Below are 16,706 nucleotides of genomic sequence, written 5' to 3'. Positions count from 1 at the left end.
AAAGACTCCACACCATGATTTCCAAAAGACATCCGACAGCGCGGCTGCCGCGCAAGCGCATGCTGCCTGCCATGCTGGCCTTGGTACTGGCAGGGACGGCCGTGCCGGTTTCGCAGCTCTCCGCCGCCCCCGCGCCCGTGGCGGCCGGCGTGGACGCGGCGGCGGCGGCACCGCAGTCCGACGGCGGCGTGCGCGTGCACCGCACCAGCTTCAAGGACCTGGGCGCCCTTTTTCCCCTGCAACTGCGGGGCGTGGACGGCACCAGCGGCGTGGCCTTCAGCGTGCGCGGCGACGAGGTGGTCACCGGCGCCCGGCTGAAGCTGAACTATTCGTACTCGCCCGCCCTGCTCACCAACCTGTCCCACATCAAGGTGCTGGTGAACGAGCAGGTGGCCGCGACGATTCCGGTGACCACGCAGCAGGCGGGCGAGAACCTGCAGCGCGAGATCACCATCCCGCCGCGCCTCATCACCGAGTTCAACCGGCTGAACCTGCAGCTCATCGGCCACTACACCATGGAGTGCGAGGACCCGCTGCACTCCAGCCTGTGGGCCAACATCGGCAACGACAGCGTGCTGGAGCTCACCGTCGCGCCGGTGGCGCAGACGAACGATCTGGCGCTGCTGCCCCAGCCGTTCTTCGACCGCCGGGACGTGCGGCCGCTGGACCTGCCCATCGTGTTCAACGCGGCGCCCAACGCGGGCATGCTGCAGGCTGCGGGAACCATGTCTTCCTGGTTCGGCGCGCTGGCGGGTTTCCGGGGCGCGAAGTTCCCCTCCTTCATTGGCGAACTGCCACCGCGCGGCAATGCCGTCGTGATGGTGGCCGGCCGGGGCCAGGCCCCGGCGGGTCTGGCGCTGCCCGAAATCCAGGGCCCCACGGTGGCGGTGGTCAGCCACCCGGCCGACCGCAACGGCAAGCTGCTGCTGGTCATGGGGCGTGACGAGGCTGAGCTGGCCGTGGCCGCCAAGGCGCTGGCCATCGGCTCCTCGGCACTGTCCGGCCCGCTGGCGCGGATCACCGAGGTCACGGAACTCAAGCCCCGCAAGCCCTACGACGCGCCCAACTGGCTGGCCAACGACCGTCCGGTGAAGTTTGGCGAGCTGGTCGAAGCCCAGGCGCTCAACGTGTCCGGTTATTCGCCCGACCTGATCCGCGTGAACTTCTTCCTGCCGCCCGACCTGTTCGCGTGGCGCCAGAAGGGCATCCCGGTGGACCTGCGCTACCGCTATACGCCGCGCCCCAACGCGGACAAGTCCACGCTCAATATCAACGTGAACCAGCAGTTCCTGCGGTCCCTTCCGCTGCATGCGGTGAACCATGAGGAGCCGGGCGCGCTCGACCGCCTGTTGACGACGGTGATGCCCAAGGGCGAGATGGCGCCGGAGCGCGAGAGCTTCCACATCCCGCTGTTCAAGCTGCCAGCCCAGTCGCAGCTGCAGATGCACTACTACTACGACGTGGTCAAGCAGGGCGCGTGCAAGGACGTGCCGCTGGACAACGTGCGCGGCTCGGTGGAGGCCGATTCGACCATCGACATCTCCGGCTTCCCGCATTTCATCGCGATGCCCGACCTGGCCGCCTTCGGCAATGCCGGGTTCCCGTTCACCCGCATGGCCGATCTCTCGGAGTCCGCCGTGGTCATGCCGGACAAGCCGGGGGTGCAGGAGTACACGGCCTACCTGGGGCTGATGGGCGTCATGGGGCGCGTGACGGGGTACCCCGCCCTGGGCGTGACCGTGGCGCAGGCCCAGCAGGTGGACAGGCTCGCCGACAAGGACCTGCTGGTCATTGCCTCCGGCGGCAACCAGCCCTTGCTCAAGCAGTGGGCCAGCGCCATCCCCGCGGCCTTGCAGGGCGATGCGAAGAGCTTCCAGATGTCGGACTTCGCCAACCGCCTGCTGCGCTGGTGGGGTTTTGGCCAGGAGTCCAGCGTGCACGCGCGGCGCAACCAGGTCGCGTTCTCCAGCAACAGCACCGATGCGCTGGTGGCTGGTTTTGAATCGCCCCTGCGCAGCGGCCGCAGCGTGGTGCTCGTGGCCAGCAACCAGCCCGCGGGGCTGGGGCAGGTGATGGATGCCCTGCTGGACGCCGAATTGCTCAAGCACGTGCAGGGCAGCACCACGGTGATCCGCGGCAAGCAGGTGGACAGCCTGGTCGCCGAGAAAAACTACCATGTGGGCCAGCTGGGCCCCCTGCTGTACGCGCAGTGGTTTCTTTCGCGCAACCCGCTGCTGCTGATCCTGCTGGGCGTGTCGGCGGCGGTGCTGATTGCGATCATCATGTACCTGTCGCTCAGGGCGCGCGCACGGGCGCGGCTCAAGCAAAAAGGTTGAGGCAAGGCGCAGCACGCCCGGTATTTTCTGAATCACGCAACACAGTCCCGGCACCTCGGTGGCCGGGAACCTCGCAGGGAGAAGGAAGGCATGTCCTCCAAACGTCGTCGTCACCACACACTGGCCATGGGGCTGCTGGCCTCGCTGATGGCGCCCGCCGCGGCCTGGGCGCAGACCGGGGCGGAGCAGACCCTGCTGGACCAGGGACAGTACTGGCAGGAGCGCGGTGACACCGAGCGGGCGGGCGAGGCATGGCAGAAGCTGCTGCGCATCAACCCGCAGAATGCCCAGGCGCTGTACGGGATGGCGCTGGTGGAGCTCAATGCCCAGCGCCCCGAGGGCGCGCAGCGCTACCTGAACCAGCTGCAGGCGGCGCACCCGCGCAGCCCCCTGGTGAGCCGGCTGCAGGAGTCCATCCGCACGGGGCGCAGCGCGCCGCAGATCGAAACCGCGCGCCAGCAGGCCCGCAGCGGCCAGGCCAGCCAGGCGCTGAGCACCTACCAGGCGGCGCTGGGAGACCGCGCCCCCACCGGGCCGCTGGCCCTGGAGTACTACCAGACCCTGGGCGCCACGGCGGGCGGCTGGGACGAAGCCCGCCGCGGCCTGGGCCGCCTGGCGCAGGAGTCGCCCGAGGATCCGCAGATCGCGCTGGCCCTGGCGCAGCACCTGACCTACCGCGAGTCCACGCGCCGCGACGGCATCGCCCAGCTGGCGCGGCTGGCGGGGCGTCCCGACGTGGGCAAGGCTGCCACGGAAAGCTGGCGCAAGGCGCTGGCCTGGACAGGCAATCGCTCGGCCGACATCCCGCTGTACCAGGAGTTCCTGCGCGCCAATCCTGGCGACACGGCGGTGCAGACACGCCTGGTGCAGGCGCAGAACCTGCAAAAGCAGTCCCAGGCCGCTCCCGGCCGCACGGCCGATCCGCTGCGCCAGCGCACCACGGCAGGATTCCAGGCCCTGGACGACGGCGAACTGGACGCGGCGGAGGCCGCCTTCCTGAACGTGCTCGAATCGCGCCCCAGCGATGGCGACGCCCTGGGCGGCCTGGGCATCCTGCGGCTGCGCCAGGAGCGGTTTGCCGAGGCGCGGGGGCTGCTGGAGCGCGCCTCGCGCGCCGGATCGGCCAGCCGCTGGAAGCAGGCCCTGGACAGCGCCACCTACTGGAGCCTGGTGGAGCAGGCCACCACGGAACGCGAACGCGGCGACACGGCGGCGGCCCGGCGTTCGCTGGAACAGGCCGTGCGGCTCAATCCCGCCGAGGTGACGGCGGAGAGCGATCTGGCGGACCTGCTGGTCGAAGACGGCCAATACGACGCGGCGGAGGCGGCCTACCGGCGCGTGCTGGCGCGCCAGGCCGACAACCCCGACGCGGTGCGCGGCCTGGTGGGCGTGCTGGCGCAGAACAACAAGGCCGCCGAAGCGCTGGCGCTCGTCGAGAAACTGTCCCCCTCGCAGCAGGAAAAAGTGGGCGCCCTGGGGCGCCTGCGCGCCGCGCAGGCCCTGGGCCAAGCGCGCGCCGCCACGGAGCGCGGCGATGTCGCGGCTGCCCGCGCCGCGCTGGAAGACGCGCTGCTGAACGACCCGGCCAGCCCCTGGGTGCGGCTGGACCTCGCGCGCCTGTACCTGCGCATGGGCGCGGTGGCCGAGGCCCGCGGCGTGATGGACGGGCTGCTGCTGTCCAACCCCAACATGCCCGAGGCGCTGTACGCGGGCGCCCTGCTGGCCTCCGAGGCCGGTGACTGGCCGGGTGCGCTGGCCCTCCTGGACCGCATTCCCGAAAAGCACCGCACCCGGGACATCGCCGCGCTGCAAAAGCGCGTGTGGGTGCATGTGCAGGCCTCGGCGGCGTCGGCGCTGGCGGCGCAAGGCCGGCAGTCCGAGGCGCTGGCCGCCCTGGCGCAGGCGGAGTCCTTTGCCACGCAAGATCCCGAGCTGCTGGGGGCCATGGCCCTGGCCTACGCGGACGCGGGCGAGCCGCAGCGCGCCCTGGGCATGGTGCGCCAGGTGCTGGCACGCACCGCCCGGCCCGACGTGGGCCTGCGCCTGCAGTACGCGGCGACCCTGCTCAAGACCCAGCAGGACGTGGAACTGGCGGGCATCCTGCGGCAGTTGCAGACCGCCCCCATGAACGACCGCGAGCGCAAGAGCTTCAGCGACATCCGCCGGGCCTACATCGTGCGCCAGGCCGAGGGCCTGCGCGAAGCGGGCGACCTGGTCGCCGCCTACGACACGCTCGCCCCCCTGCTGGCCGAGCAGCCCGACGAACCCCTGGCCATGGCGGCGCTGGCCCGCATGTACGCGGCCAACAACGACTATGCCCAGGCGCAGGCGCTGTATGCGCGGCTGCTGGAAAAGTCGCCCAATGATGTGTCCCTGCTCCTGCAGACCGCGGCCATGGCCACCGGCGCCAAGGACTACGGCTACGCGGAGTCGCTGCTGTCCGTGGCGCTGGCGCGCGCACCCCGCGACCCCGAGGTGCTGACCGCCACCGGGCGGCTGTACCGCGCGCAAGGCAAGAACTCCAAGGCCACCGAGTTCTTCACGGCGGCCGTTGCGGCCGAAAACGCGCAGCGCGATGCCGTGCTGGCCGCCAGTGGCGTGCCGGCGGGTCTGGCGCGCTCCGGGAATCCGTTCGCCCAGCGCGCCGGGCAGCAGTTCCAGCGTGCCGGTGGTGGGCTGTCGGTGCCGGGCGCCGCCACGACGGCAGTGCGCTCGCCGGTGGGCTACACCCCCCAGCAGTACGCCCCGCAGCCCGTGGCGCGCAGCAATGCGCCCGCAGGCCTGTACATTCCGGATCCGGCAGGGGCCAGCCGCTTTGGCACGGCGCCACAGGCCTACGCCCCGGCCGCCCCCATGACGCCCGCCAGCTACTACCCCGAGGCCGCCAGCCCGGCCGCGGTGGCCGATGCGGCTGCATCCGCAGGCACCGCGCGCCGCGCCACGGCGACACGCGGCGCGGCGCCACAGGCCCCCGTCCAGCGGTCGTCCGCCGCCGCGCCCGCGGCACCGGCCGTGGCGCCCGCGTACGCTGCTCCGTCCGCCTCCCAGGTGCCTGCGCAGCCCGCCGCCAGCGGGGGCTACCTCACGCCCGCGCAGGCCTATGGCGGGTATGCGGCGGCACCCCAGCCGCTGCAGCGCGGCGGTGCGCCTGCCGCGGCGGCTCCCTCGGCCTGGGCCACGGCCGGGATGGGCAACGTGCCGGACCCTGCGCGGCCCCGTACGGCCCGCGACGAGCTGCGGGAAGTCCAGCAAAGCCAGATATCCAGCTTCTCGGTCGGTGCTACGGCGCGTGCCCGGCAGGGCGAGGCGGGCATGAGCCAGCATTCCGAGATCGAAGCCCCCGTCCAGCTGAAGATGAGCGTGGGCGACGGGCACCTGCTCCTGGGCGTGACCCCCACGGGCGCCAGCGCGGGATCGCCCGGGTCTCCGTACGGCACCGTCAGCCGCTTTGGCGGCGGCCCGGTCACCGCGCTGGACATGCCCGAGCGCGCGGCGGGGTCGCAGAGCGACAGCGGCATCGGGCTGAGCGTGGGCTATGAAAACGGCGGCTTCCGGGCCGACATCGGCAGCACGCCGCTGGGCTTCGGCCAGTCGGACGTCACGGCCGGCGTGCGATACCGCACGGCCCTCACCGACAACCTCACCGTGGCGGGAGACCTGTCGCGCCGCCCGGTGACCGACAGCCTGCTGTCGTTCGCCGGTGCCCGCGATGCGCGCACGGGAGACCGCTGGGGGGGGGTGTCGGCCACGGGCGGGCGCCTGGACCTCACCTGGGACGATGGCGAGCTGGGCGTGTACGGCTACGGCTCGCTGCACGGCCTGACCGGCACCCGTGTGCGCAGCAATGCGCGGGCCGAACTGGGCGGCGGCATGTACTGGCATGTGCACCGCACCTCCAACGAGGACCTCACGGCCGGCCTGAGTTTCACGGGCCTGTCGTACCAGCGCAACCTGCGCTACTTCACCGTGGGCCACGGCGGGTACTTCAGCCCGCAGCAATTCGTGTCCTTCGGCATTCCGGTCGAATGGGCGCAGCGCAATGGCCGCCTGTCCTACCAGCTCAAGGGCTCGGTGGGCGTGCAGTACTTCAAGGAAGACGCGGCACCGTACTTCCCCAACAGCCCGTCGCGGCAGGCCAGTGCCGTCCAGGCGGCCAGCGACGCGCTGGCCTTCGGCGAAACCGGCGCCACGGCCATCTACCCCGGCCAGTCCCGCACGGGCCTGGGCTACAACCTGGGCGCCGCCATGGAGTACCAGATGCACCCGCAGGTGTTCCTGGGCGGGCACCTGTCGCTCAACAACGCGCGCAACTACCGCGAATTCGCGGGGGGCCTGTATGTGCGGTACGCGTTCCAGCCCTACAGCGGCCTGCAGGCCTTCCCGGTCAACCCGCTGCGGTCGCCCTATAGCTACTGAGGCCACAGAACTTCCCAGAGGGCCCACCAGCTTTCTGCAGGCAACAAAAAGGCCCGCCGCACTTCATGTGCGGCGGGCCTTTTTGCTGGCGGCCACGCGTGTGGCCTGCTTGCCAGCCTACCTACCTGTGTGCCTCAGCCTGCCTGCACGCACGCAAGGCATCGCATGCACAAGCCGTCGAGGGGCCGGAGCCAGGCCATCGGCCGGGCTGCATGGCCATCCCGCGAGGGGCCGGCGGGTGGCCCCCGTCTTGCGGCAGGGTGCCACCCCCTTGCCTTCAGGGCGTGGCCTGCTTGGCGCCCACAAACACCGTGTGGGCGCGCGATCCCGCGACGGACAGCCCGGCGGTCAGGATACGCAGGCCGACCACGTTGCCGTTGGCGTCGAACTGCGCAGCCGCTGAACCGGACTGCGGCGGGCCGGACGACAGGCCGCAGGTGATGGGGGCATTCGGGCTGTTGAGGTAGCCGAACGCCTCCACGCGGTACAGGTTCAGGCCGCTGCCGAGTTCGCCCAGGAGCTTGCCCGCGACCTCGCAGCCGCTGGTGGTCAGGCCCGTGATCGCGCCATCGGCGAAGACCGTGAGCGTCGTGGTGTCACCGCCAAAGCCGGTGCCTGCCATCTTGTAGGTGCCGACGATCAGGGCCGTGGTGGGCACCTTGCCGGCGGGCAGCGCATACAGGGGGTCGGGCTGGACGCTGAAGCGGGTCGGGGCGCCGCCGGGCTGGGTGGGGTAGCTGAAGGTGCCGGTGAACAGGCTGGCGGTGCTGGAGCCCGTGGCGCTTTGCAGCGTGCCGTCGATCAGCACGGACTCGTTGTAGGCGCCCGTGTTGGCCAGCAGCCGGTTGAAGAACACCCCGTCGTTCGCGGTCACGAAGCGGTTGTTCGTCGCGTTGTTCGCGTAGCGGATGAGCCGACCGTACAGCGCATTGTGGTCCAGGCTGCTGTTGGTGTAGAAGAACAGGCCGCCATCCGGGAGCACGCTGCCCCAGACGGACGTGTCGCCAATCACGCCTGTGGGCAGCGTGAAGGCGCCCTGCCAGTTGCCCGCCACGGACAGCGGCGTGGCCGAGGGCGGCGTCGTGGTGCGAGGGTCGGCGATGCCGTTGAGGGTGTAGGTGTTGTCGGGGCCCGTTGCGTTGCGCGTGAACGCCCAGATGCCGTTGGGTACGCCCGCCGCGTCGAAGCGCAGCACGGCGATGCCGGACTGCTGGGTGCCGCTGGCCCCGCAGGAGGTCGTGTCGCCGGAGAGGTTCAGCGTGAGCGAGTACAGGGGCGAGCCCGCGGCGCGGGGCGTTGCCGAGCCCGTGACCAGGCAGCCGCCAATGCGGCCCGAGAGCTGGCCCTGGGGAGTGACGGTGAGCACCCATCCGCCGCCAAACAGGCCCGTGCCCCGGTAGGTGCCCTCGATCAGCGTGGCGGTCGCGGTGTGGAAATTGAGGCTGCTGTACGAGAGCTTCAACGGCACCACGGCGCCGGAGGCGGCCGCCGTCTGCGCCGGATCGCTGTAGTTGCCGCTGATGCCGTCGGTGCGGCCGATCTTGCCGCTGTTCGATGCCGTTCCGCGCAGCGTCAGGCCGGTGGCGAATTTGCCGTCCTGCACCGAGAAATACGTCACGCCGGTGGCCAGCACCGCGGTGACGTTGACATTCAGGCGCCCGTAGAGCGCATCGAAGCCCGCCGCGCCAGGAGCTTCGCGCGCCAGGTAGAACTCCCCGCCGGTACCCATCGGACCCGGATCGATGTAGCCCACGACCTGGCGCTGCGCCGCGCCCGTGCCCACCGTGCCTTCCCACACGCCGCCAGGGAACTGCTGAACCCCCGGGGCGGGGCCCACATCCGCTCCATCGGAGGAGCCGCCGCCGCAACTGGCGAGCAAGGCCGCACAGGACAAAGAAAGCCAAAGAGATTTGCGCATGATGGACAGAAAGAAAGATCAGTGGGTGGCAGGTGGGTGGCGCGGGTGCGCAAGCACGGCACCTGCCGCAGTGCTGGAGGCCTCCGCACCGGGGCATGGCGCAAGGCGCACTCGGCGCGCCAGCCGGCGCGCATGCGCGGCATGCAGGCTGGCTGGCGGTGTCCAATTGTGCCAGCAGCAGGCCCAAAGGACGATGGGAAATGGGGCACCGCAAGGGGCTGCGGGCTTGCTGGGCGGGGCGCGGCGGCCCGGCGCATCCCGCGGCCGGCAGGGCGCACGGCGTGGCGTGTACTGGTTTGCTATTGTTTTTGTAGCTTCTAGCGCTTTGCCAGCAAGGGGTGAGGCGGTTTTCTTGCCTCCATCTGTGGCCACTCAACAAAAAAGGCCGGACTCCGGGCGGGAGTCCGGCCTTGCGGGCCGCGCGGGCGGCTCGGCTCAGTCGTCGTTGGTCGCCAGGCTGATCAGGATGCGCAGCACGTACCAGAGCATCAGCGCGATCGAGGCGAACAGGTGCAGCGCGGCGCCCGCAGGGCGGTCGGCGGGGTAGTCGTGGATGATGCGCGAGGTGTCGTACAGCACGCAGGCGCCCGCGAACAGCACCATGATCCCGGAGAACCAGATGCCCAGCTTGAAGCCGAAGATGGCGCCGGCAATGATGGTGCCCAGGGCCACCAGGCCCCCCACCTTCAGGATGCCGCCCAGGAACGAGAAGTCGGTCTTGGTGGTGAACGCCGTCCAGGTGAGCGCGCCCACCAGCAGCAGCGTGATGAAGGCCGCCGCCCCGATGGCGCCGGGGGCCACGATCTGCGCGATGCCGAACATCGGCGCGAAGATCAGGCCTTCGGCCAGCACGTACAGGCCCAGGCCCATCAGCTGTGTTTGCGGGTTTTCAGAGTTGTCGGCCATGTACGAGGCCAGCCAGCCCACGAGCATGAACGCGCCCATGACGCCCAGCCACAGGAACTTGTTGCCGCTGCCCAGCAGCATCTTGGCCGTTGCGCCGGAAAAGCCGGTCGCCATCAGCACGGCGGAAAGCACCACGAAGGCCAGCATGGCGGCGCCCAGGTGCTTGTAGGTGGAGACGATGAAGTCGCGCCGTTCAAACGGCGCGCCCTCGGGCGTCGAAGGGGTCAGTGCATTGGGGTTCATGGCGCATTCCTCCATTGGATCGTTGTGAAAACAGGGGAAGGGCATGGCCACAGCGCCCCTCCCTCCCTCTCTGTGAAAAATTCTCAGGCAGCGCTGAGCTGCTGCTCCTGGTCGGCGGCGCGCAGCTTGCGGTTGCACCACACGCCCAAGGCGCCCAGCAGGGTGAGCACAATCGCGAAGATCCAGGTGCCCGCGCCGCTGAAGGACCGTGCGGAGGAGGCCGCCTCGGCCTGCAGGCGCTGCCGGGTCGCCTCGTAGCTGATCACGGGCTTGCCATCGACCGCCACTTCGTACACCAGGTCGCTGTCGCTCTTGTCCACCAGGGCGGTGATCTTCTCGTCAATGAGGTTGCCAACCAGCTGCTGGGGCGTGCTGTAGTCGATGCGCAGCTTGCGCTCCTCGGCGCCCGCGGCATCGGGCTTCACGCTGATTTCGTAGTACTTCTTGGTGGAGCGGCGCTTGCGCTTGACCGTCACCTCGGACGCCTGCGTCACGGTGCCTGCCACGGACTGCAGGCTCTCGCGCGCCGCGTAGGCATGGTCGCCCTCGGCCTTCCAGCCGCTGTACAGCGACAGGCCGATCAGGCCCGGGCCGGCCAGCAGCAGCAGCCATGCGTAGCCGGTGATGAAAATCAGAATCTTGCGGACGAATCCTGGCATGACGTTCCCTCTCTCTCGTTCTTGCTTGAATGTTGTGGATACAGGCTGAAATTGCCGCCGCTGCTGGATGCAGCGGCTGGCAAGGACGAGATGATCTTCGAGTTGGGCGCGCCGGATGTAAAAAAGTGTTGGCCCCGTTGCGGCGGTGCCGCACTGGACAAAGTGGCGGGGTGGGCGGCGCCGCGGCCGGTGTAAAAGCGCCGCGCGGCGCCCGCCGGGGCAAAAAAAAGGGCCCGCAGCGTCCGTGCTGCGGGCCCCTGGCCGGGTCATTGCAAGAGGGGTGGGTCCATCAGAACGGGATGTCGTCATCCATGTCGTCAAAGCCCGAGGCCGCGCGCGGTGCCTGGGCCGCGGGTGCGGGGGCGGGGCGCTGGGCGGGTGCCGCCATGGGGCGCGGCGCGGGCGCGGCGCGGCGGGGGGCCTGGTCATAGCCGCCGCCCTGGTCGCCGCCGCCGTAGCCGCCATCGTCATAGCCGCCGCCCTGCTGGCCACCACCACCCTGGCCGCCCATGCCCTGGCGGCTGCCCAGCATCTGCATCTGGTCGGCGCGGATTTCGGTGCTGTACTTTTCCACGCCGCTCTGGTCGGTCCACTTGCGCGTGCGCAGGGAGCCTTCGACGTACACCTGCGAGCCCTTGCGCAGGTACTGGCCGGCGATCTCGGCGAGGCGGCCGTTGAAGACCACGCGGTGCCATTCCGTGGCTTCCCGCATTTCGCCAGACTGCTTGTCTTTCCACTTGTCGGTGGTGGCGATCGTCACGTTGGCCACCTGGTCGCCACTGGGGAAAGTGCGCATTTCAGGGTCGCGGCCCAGGTTGCCGACGATGATGACTTTGTTTACGGATGCCATGGTGCTGTCTTTGCCTTAAGGAAGTAACAAAGCGCCGGATTTTGAGAGAGTTTCCGGGCGCCAAACGCGCCATTGTGCCGCAAGCGGGGGGCAATGGAAGCCCCCACCCGGCAGCGCCCGGCCGTGCCCAGGTCCGCCGCCGCTTGTTGTGCTCAATGGCCGCCGCGGCCCACGGGCCGCAGCGGCCAGGTCAGCGCCAGCCACAGGGCAGTGAGTGCGGCGGTCGCCGCGAACAGGCCCGGAGCCCCGGCCCATTTCACCAGCGCGCCGCCCAGCGCGCCGCCGGCGAACAGCCCCAGCGACTGCAGCGTGTTGTAGCTGCCCAGCGCGGCGCCACGCAGCTGGGGCGGCGCCATGCGCGAGACCAGGCTGGGCTGGCTGGCCTCCAGCGCGTTGAACCCGCAGAAGAAGACGAACAGCAGCGGCCCCAGCACCCACAGCGTCGGCGGCGCGGCGCTGGACGCCAGCGTGCCCAGGCCCATCTGCACGAGCAGCACCAGCGCGATGGCGCCCAGCAGCGCCGCGCGCAGCCTGCCGGCGCGTTCCAGCGCGAAGAGCCCGCCCATGGCCCCGAACGACAGCACCACGGCGGGCAGGTAGACCTGCCAGTGGTGGTCCTTGGCGAGGCCGGCCTGCACCAGCAGGGCCGGCACGGCCACCCACATCGACAGCTGCACGGTGTGCAGAACGAACACGCCCAGGTTCAGGCGCAGCAGATCCGGGTGGCTCCACACGTCGGCCAGGCGGCCCCGTGCGGCATCGCCGTGCCGCGCGGGCTCCGCAGGCACCCACCAGATCACCACCGCCACCCCGGCCAGTGCGAGGGCGCAGGTCAGGCCGAACAGGCCCGCCAGCCCGATGTGGGCCGCCAGCACGGGGGCCGCCACCAGCGCCACGGCGAACATCAGGCCGATGCTGCCGCCCACCAGCGCCATGGCCTTGGTGCGCACGGCGTCGCGCGTCTGGTCGGCCAGCAGGGCGGTCACGGCGGCCGACACGGCCCCCGCGCCCTGGAGCGCGCGGCCCGCGAGCAGGCCCGTGAGCGAATCGGCCAGCGCCGCCAGCAGGCTGCCGGCGGCGAACACCAAAAGCCCCAGCACGATCACGCGCTTGCGCCCGAACCGGTCGGAGGCCATGCCCAGCGGCAGCTGCAGCAGCGCCTGCGTGAGACCGTAGATGCCCATGGCCAGTCCCACCAGCGCCGGATCGTCCCCGCCGGGGTACTTGCGTGCCTCCAGCGCGAAAACCGGCAGGACCAGGAACAGGCCCAGCATGCGCAGCGCGAAGATCAGCGCCAGACTCACGCTGGAGCGGCGCTCCAGCGGTGTCATTGCGTTGTCGGAAGGCGGCGGGGACGGGGGCTGCGGGGCGGCGCCCAAAAAAGAAGGGGAAGAGGATTCCGGCACGGTGGTGCCCTATGGGGCGGGTAAAGCGGGGATTTTCGCCCATTGCGCGCAAGCGCCTGTCCGCAGGGGCGAGCGAAGGGGGCCGAAGGCCTCTGCGGGGGCGGCGCCTGGCGGCAGGCCCCTGCCGGTGCGCGGGCGGCGCGGTGCCGGTTCAGCGGACCATGGCGGTGCCCTGCCGGACGGCGGCGGCAGGCTCACAGCAGGCCGCAGATCCGCTGCACGCACTCGCGGGGCGTGAGCTCGGCGGTGGGCAGCACCAGCTCCGGGGCCAGCGGCGCCTCGTACGGGGAATCAATGCCGGTGAACTGGCGCAGCTCGCCCGTGCGGGCCTTCCGGTACAGGCCTTTGGGGTCCCGCTGCTCCGCGAGCGCGAGCGGAACGTCGACGAAGATCTCCACGAAATCCCCCGCCGCGAACAGGTCCCGGGCCGCCTGGCGTTCGGCGCGAAAGGGCGAGATGAAGGCCACCACGACGATCACCCCCGCATCCACGAACAGCCGGGCCACCTGCGCGATGCGGCGGATGTTCTCCGCCCGGTCCGCGTCGGAGAAGCCCAGGTCCCGGTTCAGGCCCTGCCGGATGTTGTCGCCATCCAGGATGTAGGTGCGTTTGCCCTGGCGATGGAGTTCGCCTTCCAGCGCGTTGGCGATGGTCGACTTGCCGGCCCCGGACAGGCCGGTGAGCCAGATGACCCGTCCGGGGTGGCCGCCGAGCTGTTCGCGCTCCTTGCGGGTGACGGTGAGCGCCTGGGCATGGATATGGGGGGTGGGATCGGACACTGGGGTGGAATGTGCGGATGAACTTGGCGCCATGTTAATGGCATGACGGCCGCCACCCACCGGCGCGGCGTGCCTGGCCTATCATGGTGGGTTTCCCTGCACAGAGCCGCGCCCACCGTGAACCCCCCTTCCGCCCCGCTCCCCGAGCCCGCTGCCCCGTCCGACGCTGGCCGTTACCTCGCCAATGCCCTGCGCGAGCAGCGCATCAGCATCCGCGGCGCGCGCACGCACAACCTCAAGAACATCGACCTGGACATCCCGCGCAACCAGCTCGTGGTGATCACGGGGCTGTCGGGCTCGGGCAAGTCGAGCCTGGCGTTCGACACGCTGTATGCAGAGGGCCAGCGGCGGTATGTGGAGAGCCTGTCGGCCTATGCGCGGCAGTTCCTCGGGCGGCTGGACAAGCCCGACGTGGACCTGATCGAGGGCCTGTCGCCCGCCATCAGCATCGAGCAGAAGGCCACCAGCCACAACCCGCGCTCCACCGTGGGCACGGTGACCGAGATCCACGACTACCTGCGCCTTCTGTACGCCCGCGCGGGCACGCCCTACTGCCCCGACCACGGCCTGCCGCTGGCCGCGCAGACCGTGAGCCAGATGGTGGACGCCGTGCTGGCGCTGCCCGAGGACACGCGCCTCATGCTGCTGGCCCCCGTGGCACGCGAGAAGAAGGGCGAGTTCACCGAGCTCTTCACGCAGATGCAGGCGCTGGGCTACATCCGCTTTCGCGTGGACGGCACCATCTACGAATACGAGAGCCTGCCCGCGCTCAAGAAGACCGAGAAGCACAGCATCGACGTGGTGATCGACCGCCTGAAGGTGCGCCCCGAGATGCAGCAGCGCCTGGCCGAGAGCATCGAGGCCGTGCTGCGCGTGGGCGGCAACGACGGCAACGGCCGCGTGCTCGCGCTGGAGATGGACACGGGCCGGGAGCACCTGTTCAGCAGCAAGTTCGCCTGCCCGGTGTGCAGCTACTCGCTGGCCGAGCTGGAGCCGCGCCTGTTCTCGTTCAACTCGCCCATGGGCGCCTGCCCGGCGTGCGACGGCATCGGCCAGCGCGAGGTGTTCGATGCGGCGCGCGTGGTGGCCTTCCCCGGCTTGAGCCTGGCCAGCGGCGCCATCAAGGGCTGGGACCGGCGCAACGGCTACTACTTCGCGATGCTGGAGAGCCTGGGGCGGCACTACGGTTTCGACGTGGAGGCGCCGTTCGAGTCGCTGCCCGCCGCCGTGCAGCATGCCGTGCTGCACGGCTCGGGCGAGGACGAGATCGCGTTCAGCTACATCCTCGACAGCGGCGCCAACAAGGGCAAGGTCTACACCAAGAAGCACCCGTTCGAAGGCATCCTGCCCAACATGGCGCGGCGCTACCGCGAGACCGATTCGGTCGTGGTGCGCGAGGACCTGGCCCGCTACCGCAGCAGCCAGCCCTGCCCCGAATGCCACGGCACCCGCCTGCGCCGCGAGGCGCGCCACGTGAAGGTGGGCGAGGGCGCGCAGGCCTGCGCGATCTTCGAGGTGAGCCACGCCACGCTCAGCGCCGCGCACGGCTGGTTCCAGGCGCTCACGCTCACGGGCGCCAAGGCCGAGATCGCCGACAAGGTGGTGCGCGAGATCACCACGCGGCTGCAGTTCCTCAACGACGTGGGCCTGAACTACCTGAGCCTGGACCGCAGCGCCGAGACGCTGTCGGGCGGCGAGGCGCAGCGCATCCGCCTCGCGTCGCAGATCGGCTCGGGCCTCACCGGCGTGATGTACGTGCTCGACGAGCCCAGCATCGGCCTGCACCAGCGCGACAACGACCGGCTCATCGCCACCTTGCAGCACCTGCGCGACATCGGCAACAGCGTGATCGTGGTCGAGCACGACGAGGACATGATGCGCGCGGCCGACCACGTGATCGACATGGGCCCGGGCGCCGGCGTGCACGGCGGCCGCGTGATGGCGCAGGGCACGTACGACGCGGTGCGCAGCCACCCTGAATCGCTGACCGGCAAGTACCTGTCGGGCACGTTGTCCATCGCCGTGCCGAAGCGGCGCACGCCCTGGCTGCCGGTGGTGGAGCAGGCGGCGCCGGTGGTGGAGGCCAAGGGCAAGTCGCGCTTTCCGCAGACCGAGGCCAGCAAGCGCCGCGCCGAGCGCATGGCCGGACACCACGCGCGCCAGGGCGCGGTGCAGGCGCTGCGCGTGGCGGGCGCCACGGGCAACAACCTCCAGAACGTGACCGTGGACTTCCCCGTGGGCCTGCTCACCTGCGTGACGGGCGTCTCGGGCTCGGGCAAGAGCACCCTGGTCAACGACACGCTGTACGCCGCCGTGGCGCGCCAGATCTACCGCGCCCACGAAGAGCCCGCCGCGCACGAAGAGATCGTGGGCATCGAGTACTTCGACAAGGTCATCAACGTCGACCAGAGCCCCATCGGCCGCACGCCGCGCAGCAACCCGGCCACCTACACTGGCCTGTTCACCCCCATCCGCGAGCTGATGGCCGAGGTGAACACCGCCAAGGAGCGCGGCTATGGCCCCGGGCGTTTCAGCTTCAACGTGGCGGGTGGCCGCTGCGAGGCCTGCCAGGGCGATGGCGTGGTGAAGGTGGAGATGCACTTCCTGCCCGACGTGTACGTGCCCTGCGACGTGTGCCACGGCCAGCGCTACAACCGCGAGACGCTGGAAGTTCTGTGGAAGGGCAAGAACATCGCGCAGATCCTGGAACTCACCGTGGAGGACGCGCACGCGTTCTTCAAGGACGTGCCGGCCATCGCGCGCAAGCTGCAGACGCTGCTGGACGTGGGGCTCTCCTACATCCGCCTGGGCCAGGCGGCGACCACGCTCTCGGGCGGCGAGGCGCAGCGCGTGAAGCTGGCGCAGGAGCTCTCCAAGCGCGACACCGGCCGCACGCTCTACATCCTGGACGAACCGACCACCGGCCTGCACTTCGCGGACATCGACCTCTTGCTCAAGGTGCTGCACCAGCTGCGCGACGCGGGCAACACCATCGTCATCATCGAGCACAACCTGGACGTCATCAAGACGGCCGACTGGCTCATCGACATGGGCCCCGAGGGCGGTGCGGGCGGCGGCACCGTGGTGGGGGTGGGCACGCCCGAGGACCTGGCGGCCAACCCGGCAAGCCATACGGGGCGGTATCTGGCGCCCTACCTGCGGGCGAAATCTGAGTGAAAATGGCTGCTAGCGC

Annotated in this window: 9 protein-coding genes; 3 read left to right on the top strand and 6 right to left on the bottom strand. The window is 70.3% G+C overall.

What is annotated here, in order from left to right; genetic code table 11:
• The first annotated feature begins 14 nt into the window (after positions 1 to 14).
• Together bcsB and ACAM51_RS13110 are read left to right on the top strand one after the other, a co-directional pair.
• Positions 15 to 2,336: a cellulose biosynthesis cyclic di-GMP-binding regulatory protein BcsB gene (gene bcsB / locus ACAM51_RS13115; protein ID WP_218339406.1), complete on the top strand. Its 2,322-nt coding sequence runs from the start codon at positions 15 to 17 to the stop codon at positions 2,334 to 2,336.
• A 90-nt stretch (positions 2,337 to 2,426) separates the two neighbouring features.
• Entirely contained in the window at positions 2,427 to 6,752 is a 4,326-nt protein-coding gene (locus ACAM51_RS13110; protein WP_369640866.1) for a cellulose synthase subunit BcsC-related outer membrane protein, read from the top strand.
• Positions 6,753 to 7,029: 277 nt separating this feature from the next.
• Here the strand turns inward: ACAM51_RS13110 and ACAM51_RS13105 are convergent, their stop codons facing one another.
• The 6 genes from ACAM51_RS13105 to cysC form a co-directional block, all read right to left on the bottom strand.
• Positions 7,030 to 8,670 carry a hypothetical protein gene (locus ACAM51_RS13105; protein ID WP_255590975.1) on the bottom strand — a complete coding sequence of 547 codons (1,641 nt, stop codon included), beginning with the start codon at positions 8,668 to 8,670 and terminating at the stop codon, positions 7,030 to 7,032.
• Between the two features lie 435 nt (positions 8,671 to 9,105).
• Positions 9,106 to 9,819 (bottom strand): Bax inhibitor-1 family protein, encoded by a 714-nt coding sequence (locus ACAM51_RS13100; protein WP_218339407.1) that lies wholly within the window; start codon positions 9,817 to 9,819, stop codon positions 9,106 to 9,108.
• Positions 9,820 to 9,902: 83 nt separating this feature from the next.
• On the bottom strand, positions 9,903 to 10,478 hold the full coding sequence (locus tag ACAM51_RS13095) for a hypothetical protein (protein ID WP_218297092.1): 576 nt from the start codon (positions 10,476 to 10,478) through the stop codon (positions 9,903 to 9,905).
• Between the two features lie 289 nt (positions 10,479 to 10,767).
• The gene (gene ssb, locus ACAM51_RS13090; protein WP_369643757.1) at positions 10,768 to 11,328 is read right to left on the bottom strand and encodes a single-stranded DNA-binding protein; all 561 of its coding nucleotides are present in this window, start codon (positions 11,326 to 11,328) and stop codon (positions 10,768 to 10,770) included.
• A gap of 152 nt (positions 11,329 to 11,480) precedes the next feature.
• Positions 11,481 to 12,659 (bottom strand): MFS transporter, encoded by a 1,179-nt coding sequence (locus ACAM51_RS13085; RefSeq protein WP_369643756.1) that lies wholly within the window; start codon positions 12,657 to 12,659, stop codon positions 11,481 to 11,483.
• Between the two features lie 269 nt (positions 12,660 to 12,928).
• Complete coding sequence (gene cysC, locus ACAM51_RS13080; RefSeq protein WP_369643755.1) at positions 12,929 to 13,513, bottom strand: adenylyl-sulfate kinase; 585 nt, start codon at positions 13,511 to 13,513, stop codon at positions 12,929 to 12,931.
• A gap of 117 nt (positions 13,514 to 13,630) precedes the next feature.
• Here cysC and uvrA point away from each other — a divergent pair, with 117 nt between their 5' ends.
• Entirely contained in the window at positions 13,631 to 16,690 is a 3,060-nt protein-coding gene (uvrA, locus tag ACAM51_RS13075; RefSeq protein ID WP_369643754.1) for an excinuclease ABC subunit UvrA, read from the top strand.
• The last annotated feature ends 16 nt before the right edge of the window (positions 16,691 to 16,706 follow it).

Origin of the sequence: Acidovorax sp. A79 (genome assembly GCF_041154505.1) — a bacterium.
Taxonomy (GTDB): Bacteria; Pseudomonadota; Gammaproteobacteria; order Burkholderiales; family Burkholderiaceae_C; genus Acidovorax.
Note: the sequence above shows the minus strand (reverse complement) of the source record. Positions and strands in the feature narration are given on the sequence as shown.